General features: G+C 70.3%; 20 protein-coding genes, 1 pseudogene and 1 riboswitch. Of the genes and pseudogenes, 3 read left to right on the plus strand and 18 right to left on the minus strand.

Going from position 1 to position 26,564, the window contains the following annotated elements; genetic code table 11:
• Nucleotides 1–169: 169 nt before the first annotated feature.
• The 14 genes and pseudogenes from ACTIMO_RS11925 to ACTIMO_RS11990 form a co-directional block, all read right to left on the minus strand.
• A complete protein-coding gene (locus tag ACTIMO_RS11925; RefSeq protein ID WP_448182538.1) occupies nucleotides 170–739 on the minus strand; it encodes an MOSC domain-containing protein in 570 nt (189 codons plus the stop codon).
• A 37-nt stretch (nucleotides 740–776) separates the two neighbouring features.
• On the minus strand, nucleotides 777–2,213 hold the full coding sequence (locus ACTIMO_RS11930) for an acyl-CoA dehydrogenase family protein (protein ID WP_448182539.1): 1,437 nt from the start codon (nucleotides 2,211–2,213) through the stop codon (nucleotides 777–779).
• Complete coding sequence (locus tag ACTIMO_RS11935) at nucleotides 2,210–3,799, minus strand: LLM class flavin-dependent oxidoreductase (protein WP_448182540.1); 1,590 nt, start codon at nucleotides 3,797–3,799, stop codon at nucleotides 2,210–2,212. The genes ACTIMO_RS11930 and ACTIMO_RS11935 overlap by 4 nt, the downstream gene beginning before the upstream one ends.
• Complete coding sequence (locus tag ACTIMO_RS11940; protein ID WP_448182541.1) at nucleotides 3,796–5,535, minus strand: dipeptide ABC transporter ATP-binding protein; 1,740 nt, start codon at nucleotides 5,533–5,535, stop codon at nucleotides 3,796–3,798. The genes ACTIMO_RS11935 and ACTIMO_RS11940 overlap by 4 nt, the downstream gene beginning before the upstream one ends.
• Nucleotides 5,532–6,449: an ABC transporter permease gene (locus ACTIMO_RS11945; RefSeq protein ID WP_448182542.1), complete on the minus strand. Its 918-nt coding sequence runs from the start codon at nucleotides 6,447–6,449 to the stop codon at nucleotides 5,532–5,534. The genes ACTIMO_RS11940 and ACTIMO_RS11945 overlap by 4 nt, the downstream gene beginning before the upstream one ends.
• Nucleotides 6,446–7,378: an ABC transporter permease gene (locus ACTIMO_RS11950; RefSeq protein WP_448182543.1), complete on the minus strand. Its 933-nt coding sequence runs from the start codon at nucleotides 7,376–7,378 to the stop codon at nucleotides 6,446–6,448. The genes ACTIMO_RS11945 and ACTIMO_RS11950 overlap by 4 nt, the downstream gene beginning before the upstream one ends.
• The gene (locus ACTIMO_RS11955) at nucleotides 7,379–9,070 is read right to left on the minus strand and encodes an ABC transporter substrate-binding protein (RefSeq protein ID WP_448182544.1); all 1,692 of its coding nucleotides are present in this window, start codon (nucleotides 9,068–9,070) and stop codon (nucleotides 7,379–7,381) included. It abuts the gene before it with no gap.
• Nucleotides 9,071–9,220: 150 nt separating this feature from the next.
• A riboswitch (SAM riboswitch) is annotated at nucleotides 9,221–9,347 on the minus strand.
• Nucleotides 9,348–9,573: 226 nt separating this feature from the next.
• A pseudogene (locus tag ACTIMO_RS11960) lies at nucleotides 9,574–9,717 on the minus strand (SDR family oxidoreductase); the annotation flags it as partial.
• 595 nt (nucleotides 9,718–10,312) lie between these two features.
• Nucleotides 10,313–10,885 carry a carboxymuconolactone decarboxylase family protein gene (locus ACTIMO_RS11965; RefSeq protein ID WP_448182545.1) on the minus strand — a complete coding sequence of 191 codons (573 nt, stop codon included), beginning with the start codon at nucleotides 10,883–10,885 and terminating at the stop codon, nucleotides 10,313–10,315.
• 109 nt (nucleotides 10,886–10,994) lie between these two features.
• Complete coding sequence (locus ACTIMO_RS11970; RefSeq protein WP_082471502.1) at nucleotides 10,995–11,645, minus strand: nucleoside/nucleotide kinase family protein; 651 nt, start codon at nucleotides 11,643–11,645, stop codon at nucleotides 10,995–10,997.
• 257 nt (nucleotides 11,646–11,902) lie between these two features.
• The gene (locus ACTIMO_RS11975; RefSeq protein ID WP_448182546.1) at nucleotides 11,903–12,670 is read right to left on the minus strand and encodes an SCO1664 family protein; all 768 of its coding nucleotides are present in this window, start codon (nucleotides 12,668–12,670) and stop codon (nucleotides 11,903–11,905) included.
• Nucleotides 12,670–13,224 carry a DUF3090 domain-containing protein gene (locus ACTIMO_RS11980; protein ID WP_448182547.1) on the minus strand — a complete coding sequence of 185 codons (555 nt, stop codon included), beginning with the start codon at nucleotides 13,222–13,224 and terminating at the stop codon, nucleotides 12,670–12,672. Before ACTIMO_RS11980 ends, ACTIMO_RS11975 begins: the two co-directional genes overlap by 1 nt.
• A 9-nt stretch (nucleotides 13,225–13,233) precedes the next feature.
• On the minus strand, nucleotides 13,234–13,941 hold the full coding sequence (locus tag ACTIMO_RS11985; RefSeq protein ID WP_448182548.1) for a histidine phosphatase family protein: 708 nt from the start codon (nucleotides 13,939–13,941) through the stop codon (nucleotides 13,234–13,236).
• Between the two features lie 56 nt (nucleotides 13,942–13,997).
• Nucleotides 13,998–16,397 carry an ATP-binding cassette domain-containing protein gene (locus ACTIMO_RS11990; RefSeq protein ID WP_448182549.1) on the minus strand — a complete coding sequence of 800 codons (2,400 nt, stop codon included), beginning with the start codon at nucleotides 16,395–16,397 and terminating at the stop codon, nucleotides 13,998–14,000.
• A 147-nt stretch (nucleotides 16,398–16,544) separates the two neighbouring features.
• Here ACTIMO_RS11990 and ACTIMO_RS11995 point away from each other — a divergent pair, with 147 nt between their 5' ends.
• Nucleotides 16,545–17,210: a peptide deformylase gene (locus ACTIMO_RS11995; RefSeq protein ID WP_448182550.1), complete on the plus strand. Its 666-nt coding sequence runs from the start codon at nucleotides 16,545–16,547 to the stop codon at nucleotides 17,208–17,210.
• 31 nt (nucleotides 17,211–17,241) lie between these two features.
• On the opposite strand, the gene ACTIMO_RS12000 is transcribed toward ACTIMO_RS11995, so the two are convergent.
• Nucleotides 17,242–19,284: a S9 family peptidase gene (locus ACTIMO_RS12000; protein WP_448182551.1), complete on the minus strand. Its 2,043-nt coding sequence runs from the start codon at nucleotides 19,282–19,284 to the stop codon at nucleotides 17,242–17,244.
• An 80-nt stretch (nucleotides 19,285–19,364) separates the two neighbouring features.
• On the opposite strand from ACTIMO_RS12000, the gene ACTIMO_RS12005 reads away from it, so the two are divergent.
• Nucleotides 19,365–20,222: a putative RNA methyltransferase gene (locus ACTIMO_RS12005; RefSeq protein WP_448182552.1), complete on the plus strand. Its 858-nt coding sequence runs from the start codon at nucleotides 19,365–19,367 to the stop codon at nucleotides 20,220–20,222.
• Nucleotides 20,223–20,432: 210 nt separating this feature from the next.
• Nucleotides 20,433–20,780 (plus strand): RNA polymerase-binding protein RbpA, encoded by a 348-nt coding sequence (locus tag ACTIMO_RS12010; RefSeq protein WP_043445375.1) that lies wholly within the window; start codon nucleotides 20,433–20,435, stop codon nucleotides 20,778–20,780.
• A 106-nt stretch (nucleotides 20,781–20,886) separates the two neighbouring features.
• On the opposite strand, the gene ACTIMO_RS12015 is transcribed toward ACTIMO_RS12010, so the two are convergent.
• From ACTIMO_RS12015 to ACTIMO_RS12025, 3 genes are all read right to left on the minus strand, one after another.
• A complete protein-coding gene (locus ACTIMO_RS12015; RefSeq protein ID WP_055771097.1) occupies nucleotides 20,887–21,612 on the minus strand; it encodes a polyprenol monophosphomannose synthase in 726 nt (241 codons plus the stop codon).
• A 427-nt stretch (nucleotides 21,613–22,039) separates the two neighbouring features.
• The gene (locus tag ACTIMO_RS12020) at nucleotides 22,040–23,680 is read right to left on the minus strand and encodes an amidohydrolase (RefSeq protein WP_448182553.1); all 1,641 of its coding nucleotides are present in this window, start codon (nucleotides 23,678–23,680) and stop codon (nucleotides 22,040–22,042) included.
• Nucleotides 23,681–23,739: 59 nt separating this feature from the next.
• Complete coding sequence (locus ACTIMO_RS12025; protein ID WP_448182554.1) at nucleotides 23,740–26,562, minus strand: DEAD/DEAH box helicase; 2,823 nt, start codon at nucleotides 26,560–26,562, stop codon at nucleotides 23,740–23,742.
• Nucleotides 26,563–26,564 lie beyond the last annotated feature (2 nt).

Here is a 26,564-nt window from a genome sequence, read left to right on the forward strand (position 1 = left end):
GTGGACGCGTCGGCCGACCGGGCGAGCGACGGCGATCGAGGGCGTGGGCGTGGGCGTGGGCAGTGTGCGCATCCTTCCGGCGCGCGATGACGCCTCGCCATCCTGCCGGTGACGGCGATTCCGGCGGCTCACCCGGGGAATGACGACAGGCGTCGGGGAAGGACCCCCGTCAGGGCAGGCGGTCCGGTCGCAGCACCGAGGCGACGTGCGCCCTGCCGGGGTCGAGCAGGACCGGGCTGATCAGGACGGCGCGCCCGCGCTGCAGCGTCCCGCTGGTCAGCGGGCGGCAGCGGACCCCGCCCCGGCCGCGCATGGCCTTATGCGCACCCGGCGCCAGCACGCGGTCCATCCAAGCGCACGGGTGCGCGTGGCGTCCGCCGTGGAACGCCACGGTTCCCGCCGGCGTCTCGAGGGCGAAGTCCTGGCCGATGAGCGGCGTCAGCTCGGCACCGCGCAGGATGATGTTGCGGCGGGGGAGGAGGGCGTCGAAGGGCTCTGCACCGAGGTCCGCGGCGATGGCGTCGAGTGATTCCACGGCCATCAGTGTCACCGCCGCGTCCATGTGGGCGGCCTTCCCGAAGAAGCGGTCACCGACGATCCCCTTACCCGCGACCACGTCGACGCCGGGGGCATCCTGTGTCGGGACGTCCGCCGCCCCGTCCTTCGCGCGCCCGAAGTACGCGTGCGCGGGCGAGACCAGGAGGTGGAGGATCTCGACGTCGTACCTGAACTCGGCCATGCACCCACGCTACCCGCACGGCCGGACCCGCTGCGGGTCAGGGGACGGGCTCGCGCTCGCCGTGCACCAGCCAGTGGCCCACCGAGCGCGCCTTGTACACGGCCGGATTGTGGGAGGCGATGGTGCGCGCGTTGCGCCAGTGCCGGTCGAGCGCCCTGCCGGCCTCCGTCGCGGAGGCTCCGCCGATCTCGAAGAGGTCTGTCGCCGCCCTCAGCGACTGCTCGACCGCGACCAGCTGGGCCTGGTTCACCGCGACCTCGGCGGAGTCCACTGCAGCCCGTGCAGCGGTGTCGGGACCTGTGGCGGAACGATCCGCCGCCCTGCCGGTCGCCGGTCGGGTACCCGGACCGTCCCCGGCGAGCCAAACATCGGCCGGGTCCGCCAGGAGGAGTCCGGCGGCGGCGTCGAGGGCGTCGGCGGCCGCGAGCACCACGGCCTCGGCCGCGAAGGCACGCCCCGCCACCTCTCCGACCACCTGGAGCACCTGCGGGTCCTCCCGGGGGAGCGCCGTCGTCGCCGTGATGTAGGAGCGCGTGCGCGGGAGCACGAAGTCCGCAGCGTCACGGGCCGCCGCGCGGGCGACACCCGCGAGCGCTGCGACGAGGACGAGCTGGAAGAAGCCGTGTACATGGCTCGGGGCATCCGGAGAGTAGGTGCGGACATGCGCCGGGTCCACCCTGACGTCGGTGAAATGGGTGGTCCCGCTGCCGGTCAGCCGCTGCCCGAAGCCGTCCCAGTCGTCGACGCGCTCCACGCCGGCGGCGGTGGCGCGGACCGCGTAGCCCACACGCTCGCCGTCGCGCACAGCGCTGCCCGCGATCCAGTCCGCGTAGAGGCTCCCGGTGCTGTAGTACTTCGACCCGGTGAGGGTGAGGGCGCCGTCCCGCCCGTCCGTCTCGGTGAGGGCGGTCCGGATGTCGCGCAGCGAGGTTCCCGTCAGCTCGCTCGACGCGTTCCCGATCATCGCTCCTGCCGCGATGTCGAAGAGCCAGCGGTCGCGATGTGCCGACGGCGGCTGCAGCAGGAGCCCCTCGACATACGCGAAGTGGCCGCGCCACAGCTGCGTGAGGTTGGAGTCGGCAGTTGCCAGCTCGGTGAGCAGCGAGAACAGCTGCCGGAGCGTGGCACCGGAGCCGCCGTACTCGACCGGCACCCGCAGGGCCCCGAAGCCGGCCTCCTTGAGGGCCGCCACCTCCCTGAAGGGCAGCCGGCGCTGCTGCTCGCGGTCCACGGCGCCCTCGGCGATGCCGGCGAACAGCGGACGGAACCGGTCCAGGAGGGCGGCGGTCGATGATGGATCCGCCGTGCCGGGCCCGCGGCCGACCGCACCGACCGCACCGACCGCATCGACCGCCCTGTCGGCGTGGGGCGTTCCGGAGGTCCGCCCGGCCGGCCCGGCGGTGGTCGCTTCGGCCCGGACAGGTGTCCCTTCGGCCCGGGCGGTCGACGGTTCCCGATCCGCGGCCACGCTCATCGCCTGCCTCCGGCGAAAGCCGGCGTAGCGGCGGACGACGGCGTGGCGCCGGACGCGTCGGCCCCTGCGGGCGCTCCGGCGACGGCTGGCGCAGCAGCGCTCCGGTCAGCGGGGGATGAGGCGGCGACCGACGAGCCGGCAACCGACAGGAGGGCAAGGCGCCCGTCGTCGGACGCCTCCTCCCGGGCGAGGGGGCGCGCGTCGTCGCCGAGGTGCGCACCGTTGCGGTAGCGGGCTCCCGGATGTTCTGGGAACAGGCGCCTGTTGCCGGGCCCGAAGAGGCGCTCGCGCAGCGTGGACTCCTCGTAGGAGCGCCGGTAGAGCCCCCGTTTCTGCAGCTCCGGAACGACGAACTCGACGAAGTCCTCGGCGGTCCCGGGCGTGAGGAACTGCCGGAGGTTGAAGCCGTCGAGATCCGTGGCCTCCACCCATCGCTCGATCTCGTCCGCGACCTCGACCGGGGTGCCGATGGCCACGAAGGGGCCGCGGTCGAACCTCGTGATGCGCTCGAGGGCTTCGCCGACGGTCGTGCCCGCCGGATGCCGTCGGTTGCTGGGCAGCCGGTCACGACCGGGGCGGTCCTCGCGCGCGAGGATGTCGTCGATCACCTCGTGGGCACGGTACGCGGCGAGATCGATCCCGCCACCGCCGGCATGGGCGAGGTAGCCCTCCGCGCTGGACAGCCGGCGGAACTCCTCGGCCTTGCGCTGGGCCTCCTTGTGGGTCCGCCCGACGATCACCACGGCACCGGCGAAGGCCTTGATGTGGTGCGCTGCCCTGCCGTTCGTGACGGCGAGCCGGCGGACGTCCGCGACGTTGTCGCGGTACGCGGCGGCGTCACGCCCTCCGACGAAGACCCCTTCCGCATGCCTCGCCGCGAAGGCCTTGCCGGCCGTCGAACTGCCGGCCTGGAAGAGCACCGGCGTGCGCTGCAGCGACGGAGCACTGAGGTGGGGACCCGCGACCGAGAAGTGGGGGCCGCGGTGGTCGATGTACCGCACCTTCGACGGATCGGTGTACACGCGGCGCTCGCGGTCCTCGATCACCGCATCGTCGTCCCACGACCCCTCCCACAGCTTGTAGAGGACATCCAGGTACTCGTCGGCGATCGCGTACCGCTGATCGTGTTCCACCTCGTCGGGCAGGCCGAAGTTGCGGGCGGCGTTCGGCAGGTAGGAGGTCACGATGTTCCAGCCGAAACGGCCCTTGGTCAGGTGATCGAGGGTCGACGCCCTCCTCGCGAAGGCGAACGGCGGCTCGTAGGTCGTCGAGAACGTCGCAGCGAACCCGAGGTGCTCGGTCACCGCCGCCATGGCGGGGATGATCAGGAGCGGATCGTTGCTCGGGATCTGCACTGCTTCCCGAAGTGCCGTCTCCGGCCCGGCCCGATAGCCGTCGTAGGTGCCGATGACGTCGGCGAGGAAGACGCTGTCGAAGAGACCGGCCTCGAGCAGCTTCGCCGTCTCCACCCAGAAGTCGAGGTCGTTGAAGCGGTGGCGGTTGTTCTCAGGGTGGACCCAGAGACCGTGGGAGATGTGTCCCACGCAGTTCATCTCGAAGAGATTGAAGGAGATCTGGCGTGTCATGAGCGGACGGTGTCCTTCCGGAGGGCGGGAAGCGCGGGCATGGCATGGATGAGGTGCTGCGTGTACGCGTGGCGCGGGTACTCGAAGATGTGGTCGACCGGGCCGTGCTCCAGCACCACGCCATCGCGGAGGACCAGGACGTCGCGGCTCACGTGCTGGATCACGCCGAGGTCGTGCGAGATGAAGAGGTAGCTGAGACCGAAGCGTTCCTGGAGATCCGCCAGGAGGTCGAGGATGCGCGCCTGCACGGTGACGTCGAGGGCGGACACCGGCTCGTCGCAGATGATCACCTCCGGCTCGGCGGCGAGCGCGCGGGCGATCGCGACGCGCTGGCGCTGGCCGCCCGAGAGGTCGAGCGGACGGGACCGTGCGCGGTCCGCCGGCAGGTCCACGAGCTCGAGGAGGTCGAGGACGCGGGCGGCCCGGGCCCTGCGCGGAACCCCTGCCGCGGCGACGGCTTGACCGATGACCTGCCGCACGGTCCTGCGCGGGTCGAAGGACTGCAGGGGATCCTGGTAGATCATCTGCACGGAGCGCCGAGCAGCGGTGTCGCGAGCCGCGCGGTGCTCGTGCCAGGTACGTCCGTGGACCAGCACGGAGCCCGCGTCGGGCTGCTCGACCCCGAGGACGATCCGGGCGACGGTGCTCTTTCCCGAACCGGACTCGCCGACGATCCCGAGGGTCGTCCCCCGTTCGAGGGTGAAGGAGACGTCCTGCACCGCGGTGCGCGTGGTGCGGGACGGTCCGGGATAGGCCTTCCGGAGCCCGGCGACCGTCAGGATCGGGGCGTCGCCGGCCGGGGACCGGCGGGCGGACCCGCGGAGGTCACGCACCGCCGGGGCGGGCGCGTCCGACGGTGGCCGGTCCGGTGTCCCCGCGGCGGCGGCGGACGAAGGCGCGGTGAGGCGGCGACCCCGGGACGCGCGGGACGGTACGGCCGCCAGCAGTCCCTGCGTGTAGGGGTGGCGGGGATCCTGCAGGACGGCTTCGACCGAACCCTCCTCGACGATCTCCCCGTCCCGCATGACCGCCACGCGATCGGCGAGGTCGGCGACGACGGCGAGGTCATGGCTCACCACGAGCATGCCGGTCCGTGATCCCTTGAGGCCGCCGAGGAGCCGGAGGACCTGCGCCGCGATCGTCGCGTCCAGCGCCGTCGTCGGTTCGTCCGCGATGAGGAGGGCCGGGTCCGCTGCGATGGCGGAGGCGATGAGCGCCCGCTGCCGCAGACCACCGGACAGCTCGTGCGGGTACTGGTCCGCGCGCAGCTCGGGATCCGGCACGCCCACGGAGGCCAGGAGCTCCGCGACGCGACGCCGTCGTCCTGGCCGGTCCAGCTCGGAGTGGAGCCGCAGGACCTCACCGACCTCGGCGCCGATGGTCCGGAGCGGATCGAGGGAGGACAGTGCGTCCTGCAGGACGAACCCGGCGCGGCGCCCGCGGACGCGGGACCACTGCCGTTCGGACCACTGCCCGGCATTCACCCCGCCGAACCGCTGGACGTCGGACCGGACCACTGCGGACGGACCGGTCAGGCCCACGAGGGTGCGGGCGGTGACCGATTTCCCGGATCCCGATTCACCCACGAGGGCCAGGCACTCACCGGGCCGGACGGACAGGCTGACGCCGCGCACCACCTCGCGGCGCCGGGCGCCGTGCCCGAAGGCGACGGTCAGGTTGTGGAGCTCGACGAGGGGGGACACGGGGGACACGGGGGACACGGGGAGCGAGGTCATGGGAGTCTTCCTTCGGACCGCCGGCGCAGCTCGCGCCCGACGACGGTGATGGACAGGACGGTGGCGACGAGGAAGGCCGCGGGGAGCGTGATCAGCCAGGGTGCGTTGGAGATGAAGTTGCGCCCGGCCGAGAGCATGGCACCCCATTCGGGCGCGGGGGGAGGGGTGCCGAGCCCGAGGAAGCTGAGGGAGGCACCCGCTCCGATGGCGGACCCGACGCCGATCGTCGCCAGCACCAGGACCGGCTTGATGACGTTCGGCAGGATGTGCGCGAGGAGTATGCGCCAGCCGGGCAGCCCCAGGGTACGCGCCGCCTCGACGTACCCGGAGCGGCGGACCAGGTGGGTCTGCGCACGGGTGATCCTCGCGTAGTAGGCGATGCTGCCGGCGCCGATCGCCAGGATGGCGTTCCCCGTCCCGCCGCCGATGATGCCGATCACCACGAGCGCCAGGAGGATCTCCGGGATGGCGAGGGTCACGTCGAGCACCCGCATGACCGATGCCTCGACGAGCCGCCCGTTCAGGCCGGCCAGCAGGCCGATCGCGGTGCCGCCGACCACCCCGATCGCGGTCGCGCCGAGACCGATCGAGAGCGATGTCGCTGCACCGTGGATGATCCGCGTGTAGGCGTCGGCGCCGGAGTCGTCCGTGCCGAACCACGCCTGCGGGCCGGGTGCCTCGAAACTCCTCGCCGGCTCGACGGCGTAGGGATCGCCGGGAGCGACCAGTCCGGGAACGAGGCTCGCCGCGGCGAGCCACAGGAGGAACGCGGAGGCCAGGACGAGCCCCGGGCGGAAACCGGGCCGTCGTCGTGCCGCTCGTGCGTGCGGCCTCGGCTCCGCGGGCGTAGGGAGTGTACCGGTCGGGGCGGCCTGCACCGCGACCGGCGCGAGCGTGCGGTCGGTGATGCTCATGCGGTCACCACTTTCGGGTCGATGAGGGTGTACAGGAGGTCGATGACGAGGTTCACCACGACGTAGACCGCGGCAGCGAGGAGCACGATCCCGATGATGACGGGGAGGTCCTTGTTGTACACGGACGCCAGGGTGAGGGAGCCGATCCCTTGCCGGCTGAACAGCGTCTCCACGACCACGGAACCGCCGAGCAGTGCCGCGACCACGAAGCCGGACATCGTCAGCACGGGGATGATGGCGTGCCGCAGGGCGTGGCGGACGCGGACGGCGAGATCCCGCAGGCCCCGGGACCGTGCCGTGAGGATGAAGGGCTGCTCCAGCACGTCCTCGAGTTCGTTGCGGAGGACCTGCGACAGTGTGCCGAAGACGGCCAGGGCCAGGGTGAGGGCAGGCAGGACGAGCGCGGCCGGCCCCTGGTTGCCGCCGATGGGGAGCCAGTGGAGCGTGAAGGAGAAGACGATCAGGAGGGCGAACCCGATGATGAAGGTGGGGGTCGCAGCGAGGACCACCTCGATCCCGGAGACGATCCCGCGGATCCACGGGGCGCGCTGCGCCGAGAGGATCGCCACCGCGAACGTGAGGGGCAGCGCGAGGGCGACGGCGGCGGCGGACAGGGCCGCCGTCGCCCCGATCTGCTGTCCGATGGCCTCGGACACGGGGATGCGCAGCCGATAGGACTGCCCGAGGTCACCCTGCAGCAGGTTGCCCAGGTAGCTGCCGTACTGCACGACGAACGGCTGGTCGAGCAGATAGTCGGCGCGGACCTGGGCGAGGGCCTCCGGGGTGGGCCGGGCGTCCGGCCCACCGAGGATCAGCAGGGCGGTGTCCCCCGGCACCAGATGGATCGCGAGGAAGGTAAGGGAGGCCGCGCCCCACAGGACGCCGACCCCGATCAGCAGGCGGGTGACGACGCGGCGGAGGACGGCCACCTACTCCGCCTTCCAGGCGTAGGTGACGACGGGCACGGGATGCGAGGTGTCCACGGCGACGCCCTGCACCGTCCTCGAGTAGGCGAACTGGCTCGGATTCTCGTAGAGCGGCACCCCGGGAACGATCTCCAGCAGGCGGTGCTGGGCTTTCGCGTAGGCCTCCGCCGCTTCCGGCCCGTCATCGGACTCCCGCGCGGTGGCCAGCAGCGCGTCCAGGGCGGGGTCATCCACCGAGGAGGAGTTCTGGCCGATCCGTTCACCCGTGATCTCCGAGGAGTGGTACCGGATGAAGAGGACATCGGTGGTGTTGGTGTGCCACACGCCGGCCAGGGCGTCGTAATCGCCGGCGTAGCGGAGTTCCGTGAGCTGGGCCTGGGGTACCTGGATGATCCGCAGATCGAACCCCACCTTCCGCGCCTCACCCTGCAGCTGCACGAGCAGGGGACTGGGCGTCGAGCTCTCGACGGTCGGCACCTCGACGGTGAGCCGCGCGCCGTCCCTGGTGCGGAAGCCATCTGCGTCCCGCCCCGTCCAGCCGGCCTCGTCGAGGAGCGCGTCCGCTCGTGCCGGATCGTAGGTCAGCACGCCCTCGACGGTCGGATCGTAGTACTTGCTCTCCTTCGAGAGGAAACTGTCGATCGGTGTGTAGGTGCCGAACCCGAGGCTCTCGGTCACCGCTTCGGTGTCGACGGCAGCGGCGAAGGCCTGGCGGACGGCGAGATCGTCGAACGGAGCGCGCGCCAGGTTGAAGCCGAGCACGTAGGGACTGCCCGTCCTCGGCAGGTTCTCGTACACGAAGTTCGGGTCCGCCTGCACCGCTGCCGCGTTCTGGGGTGCCAGGTTCTCGGTGAGGTCGTACTGTCCCGAGACCAGGGACTGGTGCCGGATCACCGGTTCCGCGACGAGGGTGACCTCGACGCCGTCGAGGTGGGCCGCGCCCTCACCCTCGAGCCACGCGGGCGCCCAGTCGTAGTCCTCCCGCTTCGCGTAGCTGATGCTCTGCCCGGGCCGGTAGTCCTCCACGGTGAACGGGCCGGTGCCGATGGGATTCTGGCAGAGGGTCTCCGGGGACTCGGTGATGGCCTTGCCCGAGTTCATGCCGAGCCAGGACTGCGCGAGTGTGTAGAGGAACGGCGTGTAGGGGTAGGCGAGGTGTGCTTCGAAGGTGTACTCGTCCACGACCGTCCCGTCCACGTACGGGGCGATGTAGGCGGCGGCCAGGGGCGACTTGGTGGCCGGGTCCCGCATGTGCTCCAGGTTCTGTCCGAAGACCTCCGCGTTCCAGGGTGACCCGTCGCTGAACGTGACACCTTCGCGCAGGCGGAAGGTGTACGTCCTGCCGTCCTCGGAGATCTCCCAGGACTCGGCGAGGTACGGCGCGATCTCCCCGTCCTCGTCCAGGGTCACGACGTTGTCGTAGATGAGACGCCCGAGGAACTGCTGCTGCGTGGCCGAGATACCGTGCCCGTCGAGGCAGCCGGGCTCTGCGGAGATGGAGACGTCGAGGATGCCACCGGACACCGGCTCGGTGCCTGCCGGCGCGGTGGATCCCGTGGGTCCGGCGCATCCGGCGAGGACGACGATCAGGGTGACGGCGCCGAGGGCCGTCCGTGACAGCGGCGTGCGGAAGGGTAGGGCGGAGGTGAATGCACCGGATGAATTCCGGGCAGGATGGATCGACATTTCAGGCATGGTGAATTCCCTCGGGAAAAAGGACGCATTCGAGCGAAGGGCGTCCGGAGAAAGGTGCAAGCAGTCCCTCGTCAGCAGCGCAGGGCGCGACGTCGGGACAGGGAGAGAAATGCTAGGGGAGTGCTGGACAGCTCACGGCGAAGCCCTTTCGGAGTGCTCTTGCCCGCACCGGTCCGGCGCATGCGCCGGGGTGGAGGCCGCTTCGTCATCCGAACCACCCAGGAACATGGGGTTGGTGCGCGGTCCAGTCGGAGCTTTCCGACCGCGTCTCTTGAAGCTGTCCCAACTATAAGCAGAGTGCTGATGGCTTGGGGAAACAAAAGAAGTAATGTGACGCGAAGATTCGATCATCTATCGAAAGTGCAGGGAATTCGGCGAAGGCGCCTTCGAGGTGTCCAGAAGGACACGCCGCAATTCCCTGCACTCCGGAAAGGCGCGCACGTGAGAATCCCCGGCGGTGCCGCTCATCGTCACCGACAGCGCGTCGCGGATCCCGCGCAGGCCTAGGAGATCTGCAGACCGCCATTGATGTCGTAGGTGGCCGCGGTGATGTAGCCGGCGTCGGGTCCCACCAGGAAGCAGATCAGCGCGGCGATGTCATCGACGGTGCCCACACGTCCCATCAGGATGTCCCTGGACCATGCCGCAGCCGTGAGGTGCGGTGACGATCCTCGGACGACGCGGACGACGCGGACGGAGCAGATCGTGCTTCGTCGACGACCGGACCGTACGGTCAGGCGTGTGCGCCGACTGCCCTGGGGGGTCGTGCGTCCCCGGTGCATCCGGCAGCGCGCATGGTGTCCTCCTGGTCATGACGGACGCCACAAAATGAATGGCGTTCATTATTTCTGGATCACTGTAGAGGACGTGACTGATCCGGCACAAGCCCTTCGGCAAGAGACGGCCGATGTCCTGCTCGCCATGGGCATCACGAAGGGCACTCCGGCCGTCGAGAGAAAGACAGCGCCGTCGACACCTGTGAGGAGCTCGCCGGGAATGGAGCGGCAGGAGCGGATTCTATGAGCCCGCTGCAGACCCGCTGTCATTCGACGTGGAGTCGGCGCAGCCTGGACGAGGGGTGATCGTCGAAGCTAGTTGACATAATGTAGATTATCGGCAAATTACCAGTCCCTCTGGAAGGGGCCATCCGGTTCCTGAAGGTCTTGCCCGCACCGGTGCGAGAACTGCGGGCCGCGGCATCATCGGTCGTTGACCGTCAGCTCTGGAAGCGCCACGGATGATCTACCGAAGCTGATCGAGAAGTGCAGATGTCAGGGTCGCGCTCAGGCCGGGCGGAACATCCACGTCCGCGCCCAGCGCCTGCAGGGCGCGGCTGAGGTAGTTACGGGCGGCCGCCGCAAGAGCGATCTCCACGATCTCCGGGTCCGTGAACCCCTCGGCGCGCAGGGCGAGTGCGTCGGCGTCGGTCATCGACGCCGACGCGGTGCTCATCTTCTCGGCGAAGACCATCATCGCCACCTCAGGAGACGACAGGCCCGCCGTGCGGTAGTCCCGGGCAAGGGCCGTCAGTTCCTCCTCGCCGATGTAGGGCAACGCCTTCCGGCCGTGCGCGAGCCGACAATGCCTGTTTCCGATGCCCAGGGCCGCAGCGAGCGTCACCAACTCGTATCGCCGGGGGTCCATCGACCCGGCGATCGCGCTGATCAGTCCCTCCCACGCACGGTAGGCGGGAGGATGCAGCGCAAGGACCTTGGTGTGCGCCGCGACGTAGCCGAGGGAGTCGGCATCCTCGCCATAGATGGCGGCGATCTCGCCCGTCGCCTCGCTCTCGGACACCTGCTCGAGAATGCTCACTGTCGGACCTCCTGCAGTACGTCGGGCCTCCAGCATCAGGCGTCGGAGAACGGCAGGCCAGAGCAGGCGGCACCGGTGAACGCTTCCCGCGCCGTCGCGGACTCCCCGATCAAGGTCGGGCGGGTTGCCAGGCGGAGAGGTCGAGGACCCGGTCCGCACGGTCACGGGTCGCAGCGACGAGGTCGGCATTGGGTTCATCGACGCGGCGCACCCATTCCTCAGCGGCCGCGGGCGTCTTGCCGAACAGGACGTGGCGGGCGATGAGCCGCGCACGGCGTACGTCGGGGTCGATGTCGATGAACCAGACTTCGTCGAGGCGGTCCCGAGCCTCCCGCCAGCCGGGGGCATCGAGCAGCAGGTAGTTCCCCTCGGTGACGATCAGGGTCGACGACGGCGGCACCGGCAGGGCGTTCGCCAGGGGCTGCTCGAGGGCGCGCTCGAAAGCCGGCGCGTACACGACGTGGTCCGGTCGTTCGTGCAGCCGGGAGAGAAGAGCTGCGTAGCCGTGGGCGTCGAAGGTCTCGGGTGCGCCCTTCCGGTCGAGCACCCCGAGGGTGAGGAGAGCCTGATCGGCGAGGTGGAACCCGTCCATGGGTACCGAGGCGTGCGCGGCGGCGTCGAGGCCGACGACGGCTTCTGCCACGGTCGACTTCCCGGCGCCGGGCGCCCCGACGATGCCGAGCAGGAAGCGACTGCCGTCGGTGGCCCGCGGAAGCAGTGCCGCGAGCTGGCGAGGGTCCGAGACAGGCGTGACGATCATCGCGCGGAGCGTCGCGGGATGAGTCGCTTCATGGTCGGACGTCGCTGGTCAGCAGTGATGGTCATGACAGGAGATTCTGCACCACGTGGGCCCGGACGACCTCCGGCTGCACGGGGTCGACCGGCGATTCCGGTCCGTCGTGGTCGGCCACCGGGCGGAAGGACCGGCGGTCGGTCACGACCATCGGCGTCCGGGACAGCGCCCGACGCCTCCCCTGTCCCCTCCTGGCAGCGGTCGGAACAGCGGTCGGAACGGGGTCAGAACAGCGGCCAGGGCACAGCGGGCATCCCGCCGCGTGGCTCGGGGAATCGCGCCGCGGATCGCAGCCGGTCGCAACGGGCTGCGAGGGCCGCGAGTTCACCCGGCGTGATGAGCGCCGCGAGGGCACGACCCAGTGCGCCATCGAGCGCTCCGCTGACACGGGCGACGCCGTCGAGTTCGTCGGCGGTCAGCGGATCCCCCACCCAGCCCCAGAGGACGGTGCGGAGCTTGTGCTCGGTGTGGAAGGTCAGCCCGTGGTCCACGCCGTGCCGGTGCCCGTCGGTCATCGCGAGGATGTGGTCCCCTTTGCGGTCGGCGTTGTTGACGACGACGTCGAACACCGCCATGCGCCGCAGCGCCGCCGTGTCCTCGTGGACGAGGGCGACGGTCCGGCCGGTCTCGTCCTGACCTTCGAGGACGCGCTTCCAGCCGGTCTCGGGAACCTCGTCGGCCCCGACGAGGTCGACGGCATCCTGCTCCGGATCGGCGTCCTGCCACAGCTGGACCATGCCGTCGCCCAACGGTCCGTCGCGCAGCCAGGTCCGCGGGACGACGTCCCATCCGAACGCCTCGGAGACGAGGAACGCGGCCACCTCGCGGTGCGCGAGGCTGCCATCGGGGAAGTCCCACAGCGGGTTCTCCCCCGCGATCGGCTTGTAGACGACCGCCGCACCGTCGACGCTGCCGAGGAATGTCGCATTGGACGCCGTCCTGATGCGGCCGGTGAGCGTCAGTTCGGCGCCCACGAGGTCGGGTGCCGGCATCAGGCCTCGGGCATGGCGCAGGTGTGCCCGTCGGCATCGATCGGCTGGCCGCAGATCACGCAGATCGGACGGCCGGCACCGACGATCTCCCTGGTCCGCTTGGCGAAGGCCCGTGCGGTGCCGACCGGCATCCGCACCAGCAGCATCTCGGACGCGTCCGTCTCGTCGTCGTCCAGGGCATCGAGGTCGTCGTCGCTGTCGGCGTCGTCGAGCGGATAGGCCTCCACGACGATCTGCGCGGTGGTGGGGTCCCACCCGAGGCTCATGGTGCCGGTCCGGAACTGCTCCTGCACGGAGTCGAGCTGGTCGTTGTCCACGAGTTCGATCGGCGTTCCCGTGGGGACGCTGAAGGGGTTGCCCTCGAGGGTGATGAGCTGGTCGAGGATCTCGTCGATCTTCTCGGCGAGTTGCGCCGACTGCTGCTTCTCCAGCGCGATGCTGACGATCTGCTTCCCGGTGCGCACCTGCAGGTAGAACGTGCGCTCCCCCGGTACTCCGATGGTGCCGACGACGACCCGGTCAGGCCAGGTGAACTCGTGAACGATGGTAGGCATGATCCTATTTTAGGCGCTCGGGGACGGTGGTGACGGATGACCTGCGCCACCGCCGACGGGCGCATCGGCTGCGGCCGCGGCGGCCTTCAGCCAGGACAGGTCACCCGCATCGGAATTGGTCAGATGCACCGTCGGGCGCATGCTGCCGTACTGCACGATCGACACCGAGGCGGGACCGACGGTGATGCGCTGGAACAGGTCGAGATGCATCCCGTAGGCATCGGCGAGGACGGACTTGATGATGTCCCCGTGGCTGACCGCCACCCAGACCGCGCCGGCACCGTGTTCTGCTTCGAAGGCCGCGTCCTGTCTCCGGATCGCCGTCACGGCCCGCGCCTGCATCCCGGCCATCGACTCACCGCCCGGGAACACGACGGCGGAGGGCTGGGACTGCACTGTCGACCAGAGCCCTTCGGTCGCGAGATCCTTCAGGGATCGGCCCTGCCACCGGCCGTAGTCGCATTCCGTGAGATCGGCGTCGATGGGGACCTGCGGGGTCCCGGACTGGCGGTCGACGATGAACTGCGCCGTCTCGCGGCACCGCTCGAGGGGACTCGACACCACCCCGACCAGGGGCACCGCGGACAGCCGGTCCGCCGTCGTCGCCGCCTGCCCGCGCCCGGTCCCGTCGAGGCTGACGCCGGGGGTCCGGCCGGCGAGGAGGCCGGTGGCATTCGCTGTGGTGCGTCCGTGCCGCACGAGGATGACTGTAGCCATGACCCCAGCCTAACCATCGGCACGACGGCGGGCGGACACAGCGTCCGCCGGGTGCCTCAGGCGCCCACGTACGCGGCGAGGTGCCGGCCCGTGAGTGTCGCACGGCTCGCCACCAGTTCCGCCGGTGTCCCCGCGAAGACGATCGTCCCGCCGTCGTGGCCGGCACCCGGTCCGACGTCGACGAGCCAGTCGGCGTGCGCCATGACCGCCTGGTGGTGCTCGATGACGATGACCGACTTCCCCGCGTCCACGAGACGGTCCAGCAGTCCCAGGAGGTTCTCGACGTCGGCGAGGTGCAGGCCCGCCGTCGGCTCGTCGAGGACCAGGATGCCGCCCTTCTCCCCCATGTGGGTGGCGAGCTTGAGGCGCTGGCGTTCGCCGCCGGACAGCGTGGTCAGCGGCTGGCCGAGGCTCACGTAGCCGAGCCCGACGTCGGCCAGCCGGCGGAGAAACGCGAGGGCTGCCGGGACCTTCGCGTCGCCCTCGGCGAAGAACCGGACCGCCTCGCTCACCGGCAGGGAGAGCACCTCGCTGATGTTCTTCCCGCCCAGCGTGTACTCGAGCACCTCGGCCATGAAGCGCTTGCCACCGCAGACCTCGCACGTGGTGGCGACCCCGGCCATCATCGCGAGATCGGTGAAGATGACGCCCGCGCCGTTGCAGGTGGGGCATGCACCCTCGGAGTTGGCGCTGAAGAGGGCGGGCTTCACCCCGTTGGCCTTCGCGAAGGCCTTGCGGATGGGCTCCAGCATGCCCGTGTAGGTCGCAGGGTTGCTGCGCCGTGATCCCTTGATCGCCGTCTGGTCCACCGCCACCACCCCGTCGCGACCGGAGACCGAGCCGTGGATCAGCGAGCTCTTCCCGGAGCCGGCCACTCCGGTGACGACGCACAGCACCCCGAGGGGGATGTCGACGTCGACATCCCGGACGTTGTGCGCCGTCGCGCCCCTGACCTCGAGGACACCCTTCGGCGAGCGCAGGCCGTCCTTGAGGGCGGCACGGTCGTCGAGGTGCCGGCCGGTGAGCGTCCCGCTGGCGCGCAGGCCCTCGACCGTCCCCTCGAAGCACACCGTCCCGCCGGCGGTCCCGGCCCCGGGACCGAGGTCGACGACGTGGTCGGCGATCGCGATCATCTCGGGTTTGTGCTCCACCACCAGCACGGTGTTGCCCTTATCGCGCAGGCGCAGCAGGAGGTCGTTCATGCGCTGGATGTCGTGCGGGTGGAGGCCGATCGTCGGCTCGTCGAAGACGTAGGTGATATCGGTGAGGGAGGAGCCGAGGTGCCGGATCATCTTGGTGCGCTGGGATTCACCGCCGGAGAGGGTGCCCGACGGCCGATCGAGGCTGAGGTAGCCCAGGCCGATCTCCACGAAGGAGTCGAGCGTCTCCCCCAGTGCCTTCAGCAGCGGCGCAACCGATGGTTCGTGGAGGCCGCGCACCCAGGCCGCGAGATCGCTGATCTGCATCCGGCAGGCGTCGGCGATGCTGACGCCGTCGATCGTCGAGGAGCGCGCCGCCTCGCTGAGGCGGGTGCCGTCGCACTCCGGACAGGTGGTGAACGTGACCGCCCGGTCCACGAAGGCCCGGATGTGCGGCTGCATGGACTCGCGGTCCTTGGCGAGCATGGACTTCTGGATCTTGGGGACGAGGCCCTCGTAGGTGATGTTGATGCCGTCGACCTTGATCTTGGTCGGTTCCTTGTAGAGGAGATCCTGCAGCTCGCGCTCCGTGAAGTCCTGGATCGGGGTATTCGCGTCGAAGTACCCGCACCCACCGAAGATCCGGCCGTACCAGCCCTCCATGCTGTAGCCGGGAATGGTCAGGGCTCCCCCGTTCAGGGACTTCGTCTCGTCGTAGAGCTGCGTCAGGTCGATGTCGGTCACCGAGCCCATGCCCTCGCACCGCGGGCACATCCCGCCGGTGATCGTGAAGCTGCGCCGTTCCTTGACCGTGGTGCCGCCGCGCTCGATGGTCACCGCGCCCGCACCGCTGATGGACGCCACGTTGAAGGAGAACGCCTGCGGTGACCCGATGTGCGGCCGGCCGAGGCGGGAGAAGACGATCCTCAGCATCGCGTTGACGTCGGTCGCCGTGCCGACGGTCGAGCGGGGGTTGGCACCCATGCGCTCCTGGTCCACGATGATCGCCGTCGTCAGTCCCTCGAGGACGTCGACGTCGGGCCGCGCGAGCGTGGGCATGAAGCCCTGCAGGAAGGCGCTGTAGGTCTCATTGATCATCCGCTGGGATTCCGCGGCGATCGTGTCGAACACCAGGGAGCTCTTGCCCGAGCCCGAGACACCGGTGAACACCGACAGCCGCCGTTTCGGGATGTCGATCGTCACGTTGTCGAGGTTGTTCTCCCGGGCGCCCTGCACCCTGATCAGGTCATGGGTGTCCGCCGCGTGTCCGGTCCTTCCGTCCGCTGCCTGCTGCTCGTCCGCCGTGGCCGTGGTCATGGTGTCCCCTCGAAGCTCCTGCTCGGCGGTCAGCCCCGCCTGCTGCCGCCCCGCCCGGTTCGGCTCGTCCGATTGTCCTGTGCCGCGGCGGAACCGGCAATGGGCTCCTGACCCGGACCTGTCCGCGATGTGTGGTTGGCTGAGGAAATGAGCACCCTCGACCACAGTCCCGACCCGGCGGCCCCCGGGGACGCCCTGACGGCGGCGGCGATGACCGAGCTGGTCGGGTCCGTCCTTGCGCACGAGCTCCCGCCCATCGTCGTCGCCGGCCACCCGGTGCTGCGCCATCCGTCGGAGGAGGTCCACGGCCGGCTCGACGACGAACTCCTCGACCGGCTGATCGCCACCATGAGGAGGGTGATGCATGCCGCGCCTGGGGTGGGCCTCGCGGCGCCGCAGATCGGCATCCCCCTGCGTATCGCTGTGCTCGAGGATCGCGGCGTCCCGGACGAGGCCGTGGCTGCCGCCCGCTCCCGCACGCCCCTTCCCTTCACCGTGATGATCGATCCGCACTACACCGCGGTCGGCGACGCGAAGGACAGCTTCTACGAGGGGTGTCTCTCGGTCCCCGGCTACCAGGCGGTCGTCGATCGCCACCACGCCGTGGAGGCGACCTACACGCGACCGGACGGCACCCGCACCACGGAGGTCTTCGAGGGCTGGCCGGCACGGATCGTCCAGCACGAGACCGACCACCTGGACGGGCGGCTCTACCTGGACCGGGCGCATGTGCGCTCGCTCTCGTCCGACCGGGAACACGCACGCTGGGCGCAGCCGACCGTCGAGGACGCGCGCCGCGGCCTGGGCTTCTGACCACGGCGCGCCTCCTGCCGCCCGGAGGCCGCTACCGGACGGCGGGGTCCGAGGGGTTCGCCGGCGTCGGGAGGTAGCGCGCCCACCAGCGCAGGATGTGCTCGAACCGCTGCCGGCGGTGCCACGGGGACCCGGAGCGTGAGAGCTCGTGCGTCTCGCCCGGGAAGACCAGCATCTCGGTCTCGACGCCCTGCTTCTTGAGGGCCGTGTAGTACCGCTGGGCCTGCTCGATGGGACAGCGCAGGTCCTCCTCCGAGTGGATCACGAAGGCCGGTGTCCGCACCGCGCCGATCCTCGCGAAGGGGTTCTGCGTCTCGACGTGCGCAGGATCCGTGCCGGTGTACTCCTCCGAGAAGAACCACCCGATGTCGGAGGAACCCACGAACGACGGCGGATCGAGGTAGCCGCGCTCCACGATCGCCGCCTGGAAACGGTGGTCGTGCGCGATGGTCCACGCCGTCAGGTAGCCGCCGTAGGAACCACCCATGACACCCAGGCGCTCGCCGTCCATGGCGTCGAACTCGGCGACGGCGCCGTCCAGGTACGCCAGCACGTCGTCGAGGTCCACCGTGCCCATGGCCTCCTTGATGACCCGCCCGTGGGCCTGGCCGTACCCGGCGGCACCGCGCGGATTGCACAGCAGCACGGTGTACCCCGCAGCGGCGTACACCTGGACCTCGTCGAAGTAGCCCCAGCCGTACTGCGCGAACGGCCCGCCGTGGATGACGAGCAGGACAGGGTGCGGGCCGTCCCCCTCGGGCAGCACCACCCATCCGTGGACGGGCGTCCCGTCCGGAGCGGTGTAGGTGCGCTCCTGCGGTGTGCCGACGCGGGTGTCCGCGCGGAGCCCCGCCGAGAAGTCGGTGAGCGTCCGGAGCCCTGCGCCCTCGACCACCGCGACGTCGCCCGAGGTGGCGGGATCCGTGTAGGACACGACGACGGCGTCACCCGCCGCGTCCGCCCCGGTGACGACGGTGGGGCCGGTGACGAGGGCCTCGGTCTCGCCCGTGGCGGAGATCCTCAGCAGTTCGCCCGCGCCCCGCGTCCGGTTGAAGGCGAGAACCGCGTCCGGTCCGGCGGCCACGAGATCCTGCACGTCGCCGAAGTCGACCGTCTCGGGGTCGCTGAGCCGCCGGATGCTGGTCGGATCGTCGACGCCCAGCACGTAGAGGGCGGTGTTCCGCGCCACGAAGTCGAGACCCGATGGCGAGAGGTCCGAGGCCAGGAAGAAGACCGACCCACCGTCCGCGCTGGGGCGCGGTGCTCCGCAGCCGAGCAGCGTGTCGCCACCCAGGTTGGTGAGCTGCCGACGGTCGCCGCCGTCGAGCGCGATGGAGTGGATGTCGGAGACCAGCGTCGAATCGGCGTCGTCGCCCAGCGCTGCGGTGAAGAGGATCCGGTGTCCGTCGGCGGAGAAGACCGGTTCGAGGTGGTCCGCGTCCGCACCCGTCAGCTGCGTGGCCGCCGGCACCGCCCCCTGCTCCTCCAGGGCGCCCGGGCCCTCCACGGGTTTCTGCCCGAGCCGCCCGACGGCGGTGACATACGGCTCGTCGTCGAGGTCCGGGAGGGTGACGGAGAAGAGCTGCGACCGCTTGTCCGTCGTGTAGCCGAGACCGTTCATACGGTACTTGTACTGCGTGACCAGCCGGGGGTCCTCGAGGCCGGCACCGACGCCGTCGATGGTCCCGTAGCGACCGTGCTCGGGGACGCGGGCGGCGAAGACGACGGTCGCCGAATCCGGGGAGATGTCGAATCGGCCGACGCCGAGCGGCTGGTCGGTCAGCTGGACGGGTTCCCCTCCGGTGGCCTGCACGGCGAACAGCTGCGGTTTCCCGCCGGCGGACGCGCGCAGGAACACGAGGACGGTCCCGTCCGGTGCGAAGCGGGGCGAGGTGTCGCGGAAGCCGCGCGTGAGCCGGCGACGTCCGCCGTCGAGCGTGATCTCCCACAGCTGCCCGACATAGCTGTCGGCGCGGAGGTCGGGGCGGGTGGCGGCGACGACCAGACGGGAACCGTCCGGATGGAGGGTCGGTGCGCCCGTGGTGGTCAGGAGTTCGATCTGGTCTGGTTTCACCCTCCCGATCAGACCCGAAATAGTGGCCTGAGTCAACGGTGGACGGAGGGAAGATCGGTGGGGATCCCTAGGATGGGACGATGCCCGCGCTGCCCCACGACGTCCTCACCTGTCCCGTCTGCTCGTCCCCCCTGGCTTCCGACGGCCGGGCGCTGGTGTGCGGGCGAGGGCACCGGTTCGACGCGGCCCGCCAGGGCTACGTGAACCTCCTGACCGGCAAGGGCTCGCCGTTCGAGGGCGACACCCCGGAGATGGTCGACGCCAGGGAGGCCTTCCTCGGCTCCGGGCACTATGCGCCGCTGAGGGATGCGGTCATCGCCGCAAGCCTCCGCCACGCTGCGCGCGGCGGGGTCGCGCTCGATGCCGGAGCGGGGACGGGATACTACCTCGCGGGCGTGTCGGAGGCCCTGCCGTCCCACGTCCCGATCGCGCTCGACATCTCCAAGGCCGCGCTCCGACGTGCTGCCCGCCGCCTGCCGCACGGCGTCAGCCTCGTCTGGGACGTATGGCGCCCGCTCCCGCTGGCCGACGCCTCGGTGGACGTCCTGCTCAACGTCTTCGCCCCGCGCAACGCCGCCGAGTTCGTGCGGGTGCTTGCTCCGAACGGATGCCTCGTGGTCGTCACCCCGCGGCCCGGGCACCTCGCCGGGCTCGACGCCGTCGGGCCCCTCCTCTCGGTACCGCCGCAGAAGGCCGACGACGTCGCCGCATCCTTCGCCGGTGTCCTCGCCGAAGCCGAGCGCACGGACATCGACTACACGATGGTTCTCCCCCGGGACCTCGCACGGTCGGCGCTGGTGATGGGACCGGCGGCGCGGCACGCGGACCTGCGCGTCACCGGAACCACCGGAGGAGCCGCCGCCGATCGGGGGCTCGACGCCGGACCGCTGGAGGTCGATGCGCGCTTCACGCTGCAGGTCCTGACCCGACCGGCCTAGCTCCGCGCCCCCGGCGACGATCCGGCCGCCGCAGGGGTCTACTGCCCACCCTGTACACTTAGGTGTTTACCCGGTCCTGCGCAGGAACATCCGCGCGCCCGCCGGTGTTGTACACATGACTTCCCCCGCCACCTGCAGGTGGCGGGCGGCACGGCACACAAGCGGTAACGATCCCCGTCCTGCGGGGATCACGGTGACAAGGAGAACGACATGAGCGATCGCAGCCTGCGGGGCATGCGCCTCGGAGCACAATCGATGGAGACGGAGTCCGGCGTCGAGCCCGCTCCCCGCCAGCGGGTCGAGTACCGCTGCGAGGACGGCGAGCGGGTGTTCGTGACCTTCTCCTCCGAGGCCGACATCCCGGCGACCTGGGTCTCCAAGACCGGCAAGGAAGCCCTCCTGGTGGACGGCGAGAAGCCGGACACGTCGAACGACAAGCCGGTGCGTACGCACTGGGACATGCTGCTGGAGCGCCGCTCGGTCGAGGAACTCGAGCAGATCCTCCAGGACCGGCTCACCATCCTGCGTGAGCGCCGCGGAGAGCGCCGCTCCGCCTAGGACGGAGAGGCCTGCTGACGCAGGTCCTCGCACCGATGAGAAGGCACCCGCCGTTCGGCGGGTGCCTTCGGTGCGTCAGGCCCGGGGAGGACGCGTCGGTGAATCCTCAGGAGCGGCCGGTCAGGGTGGTCCAGCGCGCAGCGAGGCCCCATCGGGTGACATTGGCAATGGCCTCGAGCACGATGTTGCCGCTCATCTTCGAGTCACCGAGTTCCCGCTCGACGAAGGTGATGGGGACCTCGACGATCGTCAACCCGAGGCGCGCGACACGGAACGTCATGTCCACCTGGAAGCCGTAACCGACCGACTCCACGGCCGAGAGGTCCAGTGTCTCGAGGGTGGAGCGGCGGAAGGCCCGGAATCCGGCGGTGATGTCATGGACCGGAAGGCCCAGCATGAGCCGCGAGTAGGTGCTTCCCGCGCGGGAGAGCAGCTTGCGGTGCAGGGGCCAGTTGACCACGCTGCCGCCGGTCACCCACCGGCTGCCGATCACGAGATCGGCGCGATCGATCGCGTCCAGGAGTCCCTGCAGCTGTTCCGGGCGATGCGACCCGTCGGCATCCATCTCCACCAGGACGTCGTAGTCCCGCGCGAGGCCCCAGCGGAACCCGGCGATGTACGCAGCACCCAGGCCCTCCTTGCCGGTCCGGTGCAGCACGTGTACCTGGTCGTCCTCGGCAGCGGCGCGGTCGGCGAGCTCCCCTGTCCCGTCGGGGCTGTTGTCGTCCACGATCAGGACGTCGGAGGCCGGCACCGCCGCGCGGAGCCGGGCGAGGGTCAGCGGGAGGGACTCGATCTCGTTGTAGGTGGGGATGATCGTGACGACTCGCACGCAGGTGGGCCTTTCCATCGAGGATGCGCATCGCGCGGGGACTGCTCCGCACGCAGAGCCAGTCAGCAAGTATAGGCGACCGGTATCGGGCGTCGGAGATCCGGTGCCACTCCTCGGGCAGGCCCACGCGTCTTCGTACCGATCCCGGCACGCGTGCCGGCATCGTTTTCTACTGACGTGTGAACCTGCCCTTGTGAGTGCCGGCTCCAGCCGAAGGGGCAACACGCGCCATGGAAGAAGGCCGATGCGTTGCGCTCGTGGAGACCAGCCAGGTTTCCTCCCGCAGGAGTTCCTCTAACCCGTAGGGCAAAAGCTTACGTGCTGTGGAGGAGGTGTCAACAGCCCGCTGACCTGCGGAAACGTCCTTCGGCGCAGGTCAGGCGGGGGTGGTTCCCCGGCCGGGGAACGACGTCGGACGATCTGCGGATCAGGCCGTGGCGAAGCCGTCGACGGCGTACAGGCGGGTGCCGTCGTGCACCGTCTCGAGGCACAGCGGAGCGTTCTCGGTGTCCAGCGCCGGCAGGAGCGGGGTGCCTGCGCGCGGGTCCGTACTCCAGGACTGGACGCGGTTGTCGGGCGTCTGGACCATGAGTTCGTCGACCTTCCAGACGGCGAAGGATGCGGGGGTACCCGGAGCCAGCTGACCCATCATCGGGCTGCGGCCCGAGAGCCGCCAGCTCGCCCTCGAGTGGGCGATGAACGCCGCCCTCGCCGAGATGGTCTCCGCCGCGGAGGTGTGTTCCAGGCAGGCCCGCACCGAGGCCCACGGATCCAGCGGGGTCACGGGGCTGTCCGAGCCGAGGGCCACGAGCACACCGGCCGACAGGAGGGACGCGAAACGGTTCATGGAGCTGCTGCGATGTCCGAGGCGCTGCTCGTAGAGGCCGCCGTCCACGCCCCACAGCGCGTCGAACACGGGTTGGCCGCTGACCGCCACGCCGTAGTGGACCAGCGCGGCGATCGCGGCGTCGTCGGCCATCTCGACGTGCTCGAGGCGATGCCTCGCGCGGCGGACCTCCTCAACGCCCAGCTCCTGGGCGGTGCGCTCCAGGGCGCGCAGCACGAGATCCAGGCCCGCGTCCCCGATGACGTGGAAGCCGGCCTGCACCTGCTCGGCAGTGGTCGCGAGCAAGTGGGCGGCGGCGTCGTCCTCCGTGAGGTAGAGCGTCCCGCTGGACCCGGCGTCGTCGCTGTACGGCTCACGCAGCGCGGCCGTCCGGGACCCGATCGACCCGTCGGCGTTAAGGTCTCCCGCGAGGCCTGCGAGCCTGCCCCCGAATCCCCGCATGAGCTCCCGGACCTCCTCGCGCGACGAGGTCAGCTGCGCCCAGTAGGGGATGACCTCGGGGAGCGGCAGGTCGTGGCCCGGTCCGTCGATCGACAGCAGCGTCTCGAGGTCCTCCCTCGGCGCGATGTGCGGTGCTGCCATCTCGGTGACCGCGACATAGCCGCGGGAGGCGGCGTGGAGCAGCGCGGCCTGCTGGTAGCTGCGGCGCTGGTCCACCGTCAGGCGTCGGGTGGCACGCCGGGCGGTCTCGTGGGCGGCGCGCACCACGAAGCCGTCGTCCCATCCGTCCACCGCGGCAAGTCCGAGACCCGCTGCCAGGGTCCCCGAGACCACGGCGGAGTGGATGTCCGCGCGGACGAGATACACCAGCGCTCCTCCTCCGGCGCGGTCGAGCTCCGACGCCGTCGGGACGCGCCGCTCCGACCAGGAGGACTCGTCCCACCCGTAGCCGAGGATCGTCGTCGCTCCCGTGGCCGCCGCTGAGTCGACGGCGGCCAGGAGATCGACCAGCGATCGGCACGCTGTCAGGTCGATCGAGCCGAGGGCGATACCCGTCTCGGTAGTGTGCGTATGCGCATCCACGAAACCGGGCGTGACCAGCGCGCCGTCGAGGTCCACGGTCCGGAGGTCCGGACCCTCGAGGTTGGTGGCTGCGTGTTCGGTTCCCACCCACGCGACGGTCCCGCCGTCGACGAGCATCGCGGTGGCGAACGGATCGGCGGGGCTGTAGACGGAGCCGTTGCGGTAGAGGACGGGGCGGGGGCGCTGGGACGTGGGCATCGCTGTGCTGGGCTGCTTTCCGTGGAGGGGTCGGGTCAGGACGCGGGCTGCGGCCGGTCCTACTCGCTGATGTTCGAGTATGCCACCACGCCCCGGCGCACCAGCCTGATGGCCCGCACACAGGTCTGCTGGAGTCCGCCCGGCAGGTCGGGGACCTTGGCCAGCTGGTCGAGCAGGTCGATCACCTGCTTCGACCACCGTACGAAGTCCCCTGCCGCGAGTTCCGTGCCGCTGAGGGCCGCCTGCAGGGAGCGCCCCTGCGCCCACTTGAACATGGGCCAGACGAGGGAGAGTTCGGGTTCGCTGGTCACGGGCAGCCGGTGCTGCTCCTCGACGTCGTTCAGCTGGGACCACTGGCGGATGATCGTCTCCACCGAGCCCTCCAGCGCGACGCTCGGCATCACGGGCCGCACACCGCGTTCCTCCCGCTTCGCCTGGTACACCAGCACGGTGGTCACGGCGGCGAGTTCGGCCGCGTCGAGGTCGCCGAAGGCACCCGCCTCGATGCACAGCGCGATCAGGAGGTCCTTCTCCCCATAGATGCGGCGGAGCTTCTGGCCGGCCGCGCTGACCTGCACGGCGTCCTCGGTGTACTCGAGGTAGCCGTAGTGCCCGAGCACCTCGGACACGCGGTCGAAGGTCTTCGCGATGGTGTTGGTGCGGCCGCGGATCTGCCCGGCGAGCTTATCGGTCTCGCGCCGCAGCTTCCACCATCGCTCTGCCCAGCGGGCGTGCTGCTCCCGCTCGCTGCAGCCGTGGCAGGGGTGCGCGCGCAGGCGTCGGCGCAGGTCGGTGATGGCCCGCTCCTCCGCTGCGGCGGATGCCGAATAGCCTGCGGCCACGCGGTCCGCGCCGCGCCGCGGCGGTCGTCGGTCCTGCAGCGCGTTGCGGAGCGAGGACGTGAGATCGCGGCGGTCCTTCGGGCTGCGGGCGCTGAAGTGCTTGGGAATCCGGATGCGGGACAGCACCTCCACGGGCCCGTCCAGGTCCTGCACGCCGACCCGGCGGATCTGCGTCTCGAGCGTCAGGACGGTCGGTCGTGGTTCCCGCGACGTGTCGCCGTCCAGGACGACGGCGAAGCCCTGGCTCCGTCCGCCCGGCACGTCGATGACGTCTCCCGGCCGCAGTGACTCCAGGGAGGACTCCGCGGCGGAACGGAGCGTGCGCGAGCGGTCGCGGGAGGCGTTCGCTTCGAGGTCGGACAGTTCGCGCCGGAGGTTCGCGTACTCGCGGAAGTCACCGAGGTGGCAGGTCATCGACTTCTCGTAGCCCTTGAGGGACTCCTCGCGGCTGCGGACCTGCTTGGCGAGGCCGACGACGGAGCGGTCCGCCTGGAACTGCGCGAAGGAGGTCTCGAGGATCTCCCGGGACCGCTCCTGCCCGAACTGCGCCATGAGGTTGATGCTCATGTTGTAGGTGGGCCGGAAGCTCGAGTTCAGCGGGTAGGTCCGCCGGGAGGCGAGTCCGGCCACCGCGCCGGGGTCCGTCCCGGGCTGCCACAGCACCACGGCGTGGCCCTCGACGTCGATCCCGCGGCGGCCTGCGCGGCCCGTCAGCTGGGTGTACTCCCCCGCCGTCACGTTGACGTGCGCCTCGCCGTTGAACTTGTCCAGCTTCTCGAGGACCACCGTGCGCGCCGGCATGTTGACGCCGAGCGCGAGCGTCTCGGTCGCGAAGACGGCCTTGACCAGCCCCGCGGCGAAGAGGCGCTCGACGACCTCCTTGAAGGTGGGGAGCATCCCGGCGTGGTGGGCCGTGAAGCCCCTGATCAGGCCTTCCCGCCAGGTCCAGAACCCGAGGATCTCGAGGTCGTCGCGCGGGATGTCCGACGTCGCGGCGTCGATCGTCTCGCTGATCTCGTCCCGTTCGTCCTCGGTGGTGAGCCACAGACCGGCGTGGAGGCACTGGGTCACCGCCGCCTCGCAGCCCGCCCGGGAGAAGATGAAGGTGATGGCCGGCAGCAGGTCCGAACGGTCCAGTGCGCTGATCACCTGGGGTCGTGTGGCGCGCCGCACGATGGTCTGCTGGGGTGGACCGCCGCGGCCTGCGCGGGACTTCCCGCGCCGCCCGCCAGCCCCCCAGTTGGCGCGCTGGTTCAGGCGGATCTCGTTGCTCGCGAGGTCGAGCAGCTCCGGGTTGACGTCGTACTGGTCCCGAGCGCCGGCCTCGGCGCCTGCGGGGGCGGCCTCGTCGAAGGCGATGTCGCCGGCGAACAGGTCGATCAGGTTCTGGCCGACCATGACGTGCTGCCAGAGCGGGACCGGCCGGTGTTCGGACACGACGACGTCGGTGTCCCCGCGCACGGTGTCGAGCCAGGCCCCGAACTCCTCGGCGTTGGACACGGTGGCGCTGAGCGAGACGAGCTTGACCTCGGTGGGGAGGTGGATGATGACCTCCTCCCACACGGCTCCGCGGAACCGGTCGGCGAGGTAGTGGACCTCGTCCATCACCACGTAACCGAGGTTGTCGAGGGCGTCGGAGTTGGCGTAGAGCATGTTCCGCAGCACTTCGGTGGTCATGACGATGACGTCGGCGTCGGCGTTGATGCTCGTGTCACCGGTCAGGAGCCCCACGCGCTCACTGCCGTGGACAGCCGCCAGCTCGGAGTACTTCTGGTTGCTCAGCGCCTTGATGGGGGTGGTGTAGAAGGCCTTCAGCCCGTGCTGCAGGGCCATGAAGACGGCGAACTCTCCCACCACGGTCTTGCCTGCGCCGGTGGGCGCGGCCACGAGGACGCCCCTGCCCGCCTCGAGGGCCGTGCACGCCTCCCGCTGGAACGGATCGAGCTCGAACTCGAGGGTCTGCTCGAAGTGGGACAGTTGCGTCCGCGCGTGCTGCGTACGGGCCTTCGCAGCTGCGTATCTCTCAGCGGGAGTGCTCATCT

This window comes from Arthrobacter sp. CP30, from assembly GCF_053470025.1.

Bases quoted from the DNA above. Each gene is read 5' to 3' on its own strand.
- ACTIMO_RS11925 (WP_448182538.1), bottom strand. From the start codon at position 739: ATGGCCGAGTTCAGGTACGACGTCGAGATCCTCCACCTCCTGGTCTCG.
- ACTIMO_RS11930 (WP_448182539.1), bottom strand. From the start codon at position 2,213: ATGAGCGTGGCCGCGGATCGGGAACCGTCGACCGCCCGGGCCGAAGGG.
- ACTIMO_RS11935 (WP_448182540.1), bottom strand. From the start codon at position 3,799: ATGACACGCCAGATCTCCTTCAATCTCTTCGAGATGAACTGCGTGGGA.
- ACTIMO_RS11940 (WP_448182541.1), bottom strand. From the start codon at position 5,535: ATGACCTCGCTCCCCGTGTCCCCCGTGTCCCCCGTGTCCCCCCTCGTC.
- ACTIMO_RS11945 (WP_448182542.1), bottom strand. From the start codon at position 6,449: ATGAGCATCACCGACCGCACGCTCGCGCCGGTCGCGGTGCAGGCCGCC.
- ACTIMO_RS11955 (WP_448182544.1), bottom strand. From the start codon at position 9,070: ATGCCTGAAATGTCGATCCATCCTGCCCGGAATTCATCCGGTGCATTC.
- ACTIMO_RS11970 (WP_082471502.1), bottom strand. From the start codon at position 11,645: ATGATCGTCACGCCTGTCTCGGACCCTCGCCAGCTCGCGGCACTGCTT.
- ACTIMO_RS11975 (WP_448182546.1), bottom strand. From the start codon at position 12,670: ATGCCGGCACCCGACCTCGTGGGCGCCGAACTGACGCTCACCGGCCGC.
- ACTIMO_RS11980 (WP_448182547.1), bottom strand. From the start codon at position 13,224: ATGCCTACCATCGTTCACGAGTTCACCTGGCCTGACCGGGTCGTCGTC.
- ACTIMO_RS11985 (WP_448182548.1), bottom strand. From the start codon at position 13,941: ATGGCTACAGTCATCCTCGTGCGGCACGGACGCACCACAGCGAATGCC.
- ACTIMO_RS11990 (WP_448182549.1), bottom strand. From the start codon at position 16,397: ATGACCACGGCCACGGCGGACGAGCAGCAGGCAGCGGACGGAAGGACC.
- ACTIMO_RS11995 (WP_448182550.1), top strand. From the start codon at position 16,545: ATGAGCACCCTCGACCACAGTCCCGACCCGGCGGCCCCCGGGGACGCC.
- ACTIMO_RS12005 (WP_448182552.1), top strand. From the start codon at position 19,365: ATGCCCGCGCTGCCCCACGACGTCCTCACCTGTCCCGTCTGCTCGTCC.
- ACTIMO_RS12010 (WP_043445375.1), top strand. From the start codon at position 20,433: ATGAGCGATCGCAGCCTGCGGGGCATGCGCCTCGGAGCACAATCGATG.
- ACTIMO_RS12020 (WP_448182553.1), bottom strand. From the start codon at position 23,680: ATGCCCACGTCCCAGCGCCCCCGCCCCGTCCTCTACCGCAACGGCTCC.
- ACTIMO_RS12025 (WP_448182554.1), bottom strand. From the start codon at position 26,562: ATGAGCACTCCCGCTGAGAGATACGCAGCTGCGAAGGCCCGTACGCAG.